Consider the following 6,860-nt stretch of genomic DNA (forward strand, 5'->3'; position numbering starts at 1 on the left):
GCGCTGATCAGGTCGTCCTTGCCCGACGATGGGCCGCCGGTGATGACGTAGCGGCGCGGGTCGCCAGCCGCCGCAGCGGTGAGCGCAGCGGACAGGTTGGGGTTGATGCTGGTCACGGGCTTCCGTTCTCGTTGTCGGGTCGGTGTTCGGGGGATGGAGGTGCGGTGAGGAAGCCTTCTGTCCAGGTGTTGCCCAGGCCGGTTTCTCCGTACAGGGACGCGACGAACTGCTCGCGGCTGGCGCCACCGGCGGCGGCCTCGGTCAGCCGTGATGTCTGAGCTGCGGTGAGTGCTGGGGTCCATCCGGCCAGGGCGGTCAGATCGTCGATCGTGAGGTCGGGGGCGAAGGCGGTGGTGTAGCTGATCGCCTCGGCGCGGGCAACGGCCCACCGCCACGCGGCGGTCACGGCGGCGCGGGTGATGTCGGTCCGGTCAGCTTGCAGGCTGATCAGCCGTTCCACGGCGAGTAGCTCAGCGCGGGCGGCGTAGATGGCCGACCACAAGAGCGACAGTTGCTGCTCTTGCTCGGCCACCTCCCACGCGAACGGGTCGGCGATCACCGGTTGACGTCTGGCCGCTGGTGCGAGCCGGGGTGCGATCAGCGGTGAGCGGGTGAATCGGTCGGCGTCGGCGATCAACTCGGCCGCGAGCGTCGCCACCAGTTTCGGCTCGATTCGTTTGCGGAAGTGGTGCACCTCGTGGCCGGCCTGCTCGGCTGCGAGCTCGCGGCGCACGGTCAGGTTGATGCCTGGTGTGGCTGGCGGAAGGCCGAACAGTGCCCGTGCCGCTGCCGCGTACCGGGCGTCGGGGAACCGGGCCAGCAGACCACGCACTGTCCCGTCCAGTGCTGTGGCACGGCTGGCTTGGTCCGCAGGGTCGACCGTCCGGGCGATCACCCCTCGCAGATCGAGCAGCACCGGGTTCACGGCCGCCAGGGTGACCGGCAGTCCGCGGCGCAGCAGTTGCCCGACTGCGGCGACCACCTCATTCTCTGCTGGGCTTTTTCTGGGCATGTAGTGAGTGAAGCACGATGCCCAGAAAAAGCCCAGTATTTGCCTGCGGTACGTCCATGCCTGGACGACGTGCTGCGGGGCTCGGAGCTCGTGACGTTGGAATAGGTGAGTCACCGGTGGCGAGCGGAATTGTCGGTGTCGTGCGGTACAAGATCCATATGCACGTGCTCGCCGCCCAGGACGCCTTCTTCCTCGCCCGCCGGACCCGCAAGGACTCCCCGCACACCACAGCGGCCTACCAGCGGGATCTCTCCGGCGTGAACACACTCCTGGCCGAGACGCTCCTGTCCCCCGTCGAGGACCTGACGATCGGGGACCTCACGGGCTCGAACCTGCGTCACGCTTTCGGGTTGTTCGCGGACACCCACGCCAAGAGCTCGGTGCTGCGGGCGTGGTCGACGTGGAACCAGTTCCTGACGTTCTGCGTGGCCGAGGACCTCATCGCCGGCAACCCGATGGGCGCGGTCGCCCGCCCGAAGACCCCTCCCCTGGTGCCCAAGCCGCTGCGCGGTGAGGACACGCCCGAGCAGCTGCTGACGGCGGCCGCGGAGGGGGCGCGCAAGGGGCGTGACCCGTGGCCGGAGCGGGACGTGCTGGTCATCGCGCTGGGTCTGGTGGCGGGGTTGCGCAGTGCGGAGATGCGGACGTTGACGCTGGCGAGCGTGGTGGGGCGGGAGGGTGATCGGCGGTTGCACGTGAAGGGCAAGGGCAACCGGGATCGGAGTGTGCCGATCGAGCCGCCGATGGAGCGGATCGTGGACGCGTACCTGCAGAGTTGCAAGCGGCGGTTTCCGCAGGGGCGGTTCGACCGGGACAGCGCGTTGTTGCGGGACCGGCACGGTGAGCCGATCGGGCGGGGTGGGCTGGAGTACCTGGTGAAGTCGTGTTTCCGGTGGGCGGGGTTGAACGACCGGGTGCCGACGGGGGCGAACCTGCACGCGTTGCGGCACACGTTCGCGACGCGGCTGGCGGAGGACGGGGCGTCGGCGAGCGAGATCATGGCGTTGCTGGGTCATGCGAGTCTGGCGACGAGTCAGAACTACATCGAGGCGACGGCGCGGGAGCGGCGGGCGGCGGTGGCGAGCAACCGGACGTATCGGGCTTTGAAGGACATCTAGCGGGGTTCCAGGGGTGTGCGGGACTCTTCGGGTGTCGGGGTCGCCCGGTTGCCGGGGTGGTTGGGCCGTGTGGGTGACCTGCTGGTGCGAAAACCGCATTTCAGGGGTACGCAATGGGAATGAGATCCGTGTGGCGTGGGGCCATCTCCTTCGGGTTGGTGACGATCGCCGTGCGCCTCTACACGGCTGTCGAGGAGCACGACTTCCGTTTCAACCAGGTGCATCGGGAGGACGGCGGGCGCATCAAGTACAGGCGCGTCTGTTCGGTGTGCGGTGAGGAGGTGGAGTATTCGGAGATCACCAAGGGCTACGAGCTGGACGACGGCCGGATGGTGATCATGGAGAACGAGGACTTCGAGAAGCTTCCGGTGAAGACGGACAAGTCGATCGACGTGCTGGAGTTCGTGCCGGCGGAGGAGATCGATCCGATCTACTTCCAGAAGACGTACTACCTGGAGCCGGACAAGGCGGCGGCGCGTCCGTACGTGCTTCTGCGGGATGCGTTGGTGAAGACGGGTCAGCTGGCGGTCGTGAAGATCACGATCCGGCAGAAGGAGACGCTGGCGACGATCCGGGCGCGGGACGACGTGCTGGTGATGCACACGATGTTGTGGCCGGACGAGATCCGGAAGGCGGAGTTCGACTTCCTGGACTCGGACGTCGAGGTGCGGCCGCAGGAGTTGAAGATGGCGACGTCGTTGGTGGAGTCGATGGCCGGTGACTTCGACCCGGACACGTTCACCGACGACTACCGGGACGCGCTGGAGAAGGTGATCGCGGCGAAGGCGGAGGGTGCTGAGCTGCCCGAGCAGCCGGAGGCCGAGGAGAAGGGCGATGTCATCGATCTGATGACGGCTCTGGAGCGCAGTGTGGAGAAGGCGAAGGCGGGGCGGAAGGGTGCGGCGAAGAAGGCCGCTCCCAAGAAGAAGGCTTCGTCTGCGTAGATGGCCGGGCTTGACGAGTACCGGCGCAAGCGGGATCCGGCGAGGACACCGGAGCCCGTACCGGATGCTGACGCGCTGCCGAAGGGCGATGACGACACCTTTGTGATCCAGGAGCACCACGCGTCGAGTCTGCATTGGGATGTGCGGCTGGAGCGGGGTGGTGTGCTGGTGTCGTGGGCGGTGCCGAAGGGGTTGCCGCCGACGACGGATGTGGTGCGGCTGGCTGTGCACACCGAGGACCACCCCCTTGAGTATGCGGAGTTCTCGGGTGAGATTCCGAAGGGTGAGTACGGCGGCGGTGAGATGTTCCTGTGGGACCGCGGCCGGTACGAGACGCTGAAGTGGTCGGACCGCGAGGTCGACGTGGTGTTGCGCGGTGAGCGGGTGCAGGGGCAGTTCGTGTTCTTCCGGTCGGGTGGGGATGGGAAGAACTGGATGGTGAAGCGCCGTCATGCTCCGGCGAGGCCGGACTGGCAGGTGTTGCCGGAGCTGCTGAAGCCGATGCTGGCGGTTCCGGGTCCTCTCCCCCACGACGATGACGACCAGTGGGCGTACGAGTTCAAGTGGGACGGTGTGCGGGCGGTTCTGCGGGTCGAGGGTGGCCGGGTGCAGGGGTGGTCGCGGCTGGGCAACGACATCACGGTGGCTTATCCGGAGTTGCAGGGTGTGGGTGAGCAGCTGGGGGCGACGGAGGCGTTGCTCGACGGGGAGATCGTGGCGTTGCGGGACGGGCGGCCGAGTTTCAGCGCGCTGCAGAACCGGATGCACGTGAGCAAGTCGGATGCGGCGCGGCGGGCTGCTCGTCAGTACCCGGTCACTTTGCTGTTGTTCGACCTGTTGCACTTGGACGGCAGGTCGTTGCTGCATCTTCCGTTCCGGCAGCGTCGGGAGCTGCTTCGGGGGCTGGAGCTGAGGGGGTCGCACTGGCTGACTCCCCCGTCCTACGACGAGGACGGGGCGGCGGTGCTGGCGGCGAGCCGGGAGCAGGGGCTCGAGGGTGTGGTGGCGAAGCGGCTGGACTCGGTCTACCAGCCGGGGGCGCGGTCGCCGGTGTGGCGCAAGATCACCGATCTGATGGCGCAGGAGGTGGTCATCGGGGGCTGGCGGATGGGTGAGGGCAAGCGCGCGGGGGTGATCGGTGCGTTGTTGCTGGGTATTCCGCAGGGTGACGGACTGGCGTTCGCGGGGTCGGTGGGCACGGGGTTCAACGACGCGGAACTGGCGGTGCTGACGCCGCGGTTGACGGCGTTGGCGCGGCGGTCGTCGCCGTTCGTGACGGAGATGCCGAGGGAGAGGTCCAGGGGCGCGAAGTGGGTGGAGCCGGAGCTGGTGGCCGAGGTGGTGTTCCGGCAGTGGACGCCGGACGGGCGGATGCGGTTCCCGGCGTGGCGGGGGTTGCGGCCGGACAAGTCGCCCGGGGAGGTGCGTCGCGTTGACCCGTGGTGAGGCCGCGAAGGAGGTCGCGGTGCGCGTGGAGGGCCGGGTGCTGAAGCTGACGAACCTGGACAAGGTGCTGTACCCGGACTTCGGGTTCTCCAAGGGTGAGGTGATCGACTACTACACCCGGATCGCGCCGGTGCTGCTGCCCCACCTGCGGGACCGGCCGGTGACGACGAAGCGGTACCCGAACGGTGTGGGCGGGAAGTGGTTCTTCGAGAAGAACGCGCCGGAGCACCGTCCCGACTGGGTGCGGACGGTGCGGCTGGACTCGCCGGGCAGCTCGAAGGGCAACGAGACCGTCAACTACGTGGTGGTCGAGGAGCTGGCGACGCTGGTGTGGCTGGCGAACCTGGCGGCGTTGGAGCTGCACGTGCCGCAGTGGACGGTGGGGCCGCGCGGGGGCAAGCGGGATCCGGATCTGCTGGTGTTCGACCTGGATCCGGGGGCGCCGGCGACGGTGGTGGAGTGCTGCCGGGTGGCGGAGCTGGTGCGGACGGTGCTGGACGACGACGGCGTGGACTCGTGGGCGAAGACGTCGGGCAACAAGGGGATGCAGGTGTACGCGTACGCGCCGGCGAAGGACACGGCGGAGTACGCGAAGGCGGTGGCGCGGCGACTGGCGAGGGAGCGTCCGGAGCTGGTGGTGTCGTCGATGGCGAAGGCGCAGCGCACCGGGAAGGTGCTGATCGACTGGTCGCAGAACAATCCGGCGAAGACGACGGTGGCGCCGTACTCGTTGCGGGCGCGGGAGAAGCCGGCGGTGTCGACTCCGGTGACGTGGGACGAGGTCGAGGAGTGCGAGGTGGTGGAGGACCTGGTGTTCACGGCGGACGAGGTGCTGGAGCGGGTCGAGGCGGCGGGTGAGCTGTTCGGGGGTTGATATTCTGGCCGACTGCCTACGAGGGGGTTTGCCGTGAACATCGAGCTCGCCGAGTACGACCCGATGTGGCCGGGTCTCTACGAGCGGGAACGCCGGAGGGTGCTGACGGCTCTGCCGAATGCGGTGCTGGAGCACGTGGGGTCGACGTCGGTGCCGGGGTTGTGCGCGAAGCCGGTGGTCGACCTGATGCTGGTGGTAGCCGATGCGGCGGACGAGGCGTCGTACGTGCCGGCGTTGGAGGCCGTGGGGTACCGGGTGGTGGTGCGTGAGGACGATTGGCACCACCACCGGATCCTGAAGGGGCCGGACACGAACATCAACCTGCACGTGTTCCCGCGCGGGTGTGCGCAGGTGCGGCGGCATCTGCTGTTCCGGGACTGGTTGCGCGCGAACGAGGCGGACCGGGAGCTGTACGCGTCGGTGAAGCGGAAGCTGGCGGAGTCGGACTGGGAGCGGGTGCAGGACTACGCGGCCGCGAAGAGCACCGTGGTGCTGGGGATCCTCGAGCGCGCGTACCTGGAGTGGCGGTTGCCGTCGGACGACGTGGAGTTCGTGACGGAGGTCCCGGCGATGGCGGGGGCTGTGCGGATCGTGCTGGAGGAGCACAACCCGGAGTGGGCGCGGTGGTACGCGGTCGAGGAAGAACGGATCCGCGGTGCGCTGGGCGAGGTGGCGGTGCGGGTCGAGCACGTGGGGTCGACGTCGGTGCCGGGGCTGGCGGCGAAACCGTTGATCGACATCCTGCTCGTGGTGCCGGACTCGGACGACGAGGACGCCTACGTGCCGGCGTTGGTGCGGGCCGGGTACTACCTGCGGTTGCGGCAGCACGGGTGGCACGAGCACCGGTTGCTCAGGCGGCACGAGGCGCCGGAGGTGAACCTGCACGTCTTCTCCCCCGCCTGTGAGGAGCTGGACCGGATGCTGGTGTTCCGCGACCATCTGCGGTCCGACGACGAGGCGCGGGAGGAGTACGAACGGACCAAGCGCGCCTTGGCGGGCGGGTCCTGGGACCGGGTCCAGGACTACGCGGACGCCAAGACGCGCGTGGTCGAGAGGATCATCCTGCGGGCATTGGCCTGATCACACGGGGCCTGATCACACGGGGCCTGATCACACGGGGCCTGATCAGGCGGTTCAGCCGAGGCGGCAGGCGCTGAGGATGATCTCCTGTCCGAGCAGTGTGCGGACGCGGACGGCGTTCTGGACGAGCTGGCCGTTCGGTCCGGTGGTGGTCTCGTTGAGGTGGACGGTGGCGACGCCGGGGATGCCGACGGTGGCGGGTCCGGTGCCGATGGGCTGGCCGTTGAGGGTGCCGACCTTGGACGAGCCGGTGACGCCGTTGGCGTCGCTGACGCACTTGGCCTCGACGGCGTTGAGGGTGATCGCCCCGCCGAGCAGGCTGGCGCCTTCGACGCGGGCCTGGGCGACGGTGCGCCCGGTGGTGGCATCAAGGGTGCAGTCGGCGT

At 68.5% G+C, this 6,860-nt stretch carries 7 protein-coding genes; 5 read left to right on the top strand and 2 right to left on the bottom strand.

Features of this window, described 5'->3' with window-relative positions; genetic code table 11:
• Window positions 1-112: 112 nt before the first annotated feature.
• Window positions 113-982 carry a hypothetical protein gene (locus VF330_RS15785; protein WP_330852343.1) on the bottom strand — a complete coding sequence of 290 codons (870 nt, stop codon included), beginning with the start codon at window positions 980-982 and terminating at the stop codon, window positions 113-115.
• A 170-nt stretch (window positions 983-1,152) separates the two neighbouring features.
• Here VF330_RS15785 and VF330_RS15790 point away from each other — a divergent pair, with 170 nt between their 5' ends.
• The 5 genes from VF330_RS15790 (at window position 1,153) to VF330_RS15810 (ending at window position 6,474) form a co-directional block, all read left to right on the top strand.
• Window positions 1,153-2,130 carry a tyrosine-type recombinase/integrase gene (locus tag VF330_RS15790; RefSeq protein WP_330852349.1) on the top strand — a complete coding sequence of 326 codons (978 nt, stop codon included), beginning with the start codon at window positions 1,153-1,155 and terminating at the stop codon, window positions 2,128-2,130.
• A 119-nt stretch (window positions 2,131-2,249) separates the two neighbouring features.
• The gene (locus VF330_RS15795; protein ID WP_330852344.1) at window positions 2,250-3,074 is read left to right on the top strand and encodes a Ku protein; all 825 of its coding nucleotides are present in this window, start codon (window positions 2,250-2,252) and stop codon (window positions 3,072-3,074) included.
• Window positions 3,075-4,520: a non-homologous end-joining DNA ligase gene (gene ligD, locus VF330_RS15800; protein ID WP_330852345.1), complete on the top strand. Its 1,446-nt coding sequence runs from the start codon at window positions 3,075-3,077 to the stop codon at window positions 4,518-4,520.
• Window positions 4,507-5,394 carry a non-homologous end-joining DNA ligase gene (gene ligD, locus VF330_RS15805; protein WP_330852346.1) on the top strand — a complete coding sequence of 296 codons (888 nt, stop codon included), beginning with the start codon at window positions 4,507-4,509 and terminating at the stop codon, window positions 5,392-5,394. The genes ligD (VF330_RS15800) and ligD (VF330_RS15805) overlap by 14 nt, the downstream gene beginning before the upstream one ends.
• A 33-nt stretch (window positions 5,395-5,427) precedes the next feature.
• Entirely contained in the window at window positions 5,428-6,474 is a 1,047-nt protein-coding gene (locus tag VF330_RS15810) for a GrpB family protein (protein ID WP_330852347.1), read from the top strand.
• Window positions 6,475-6,528: 54 nt separating this feature from the next.
• Here VF330_RS15810 and VF330_RS15815 read toward each other — a convergent pair.
• Window positions 6,529-6,860 (bottom strand): choice-of-anchor P family protein (locus VF330_RS15815; RefSeq protein WP_330852348.1); only part of this gene is annotated, 332 nt, incomplete at its 5' end.

It is taken from the genome of Lentzea sp., from assembly GCF_036380075.1.
In the GTDB taxonomy this organism is placed as follows: Bacteria; Actinomycetota; Actinomycetes; order Mycobacteriales; family Pseudonocardiaceae; genus Lentzea.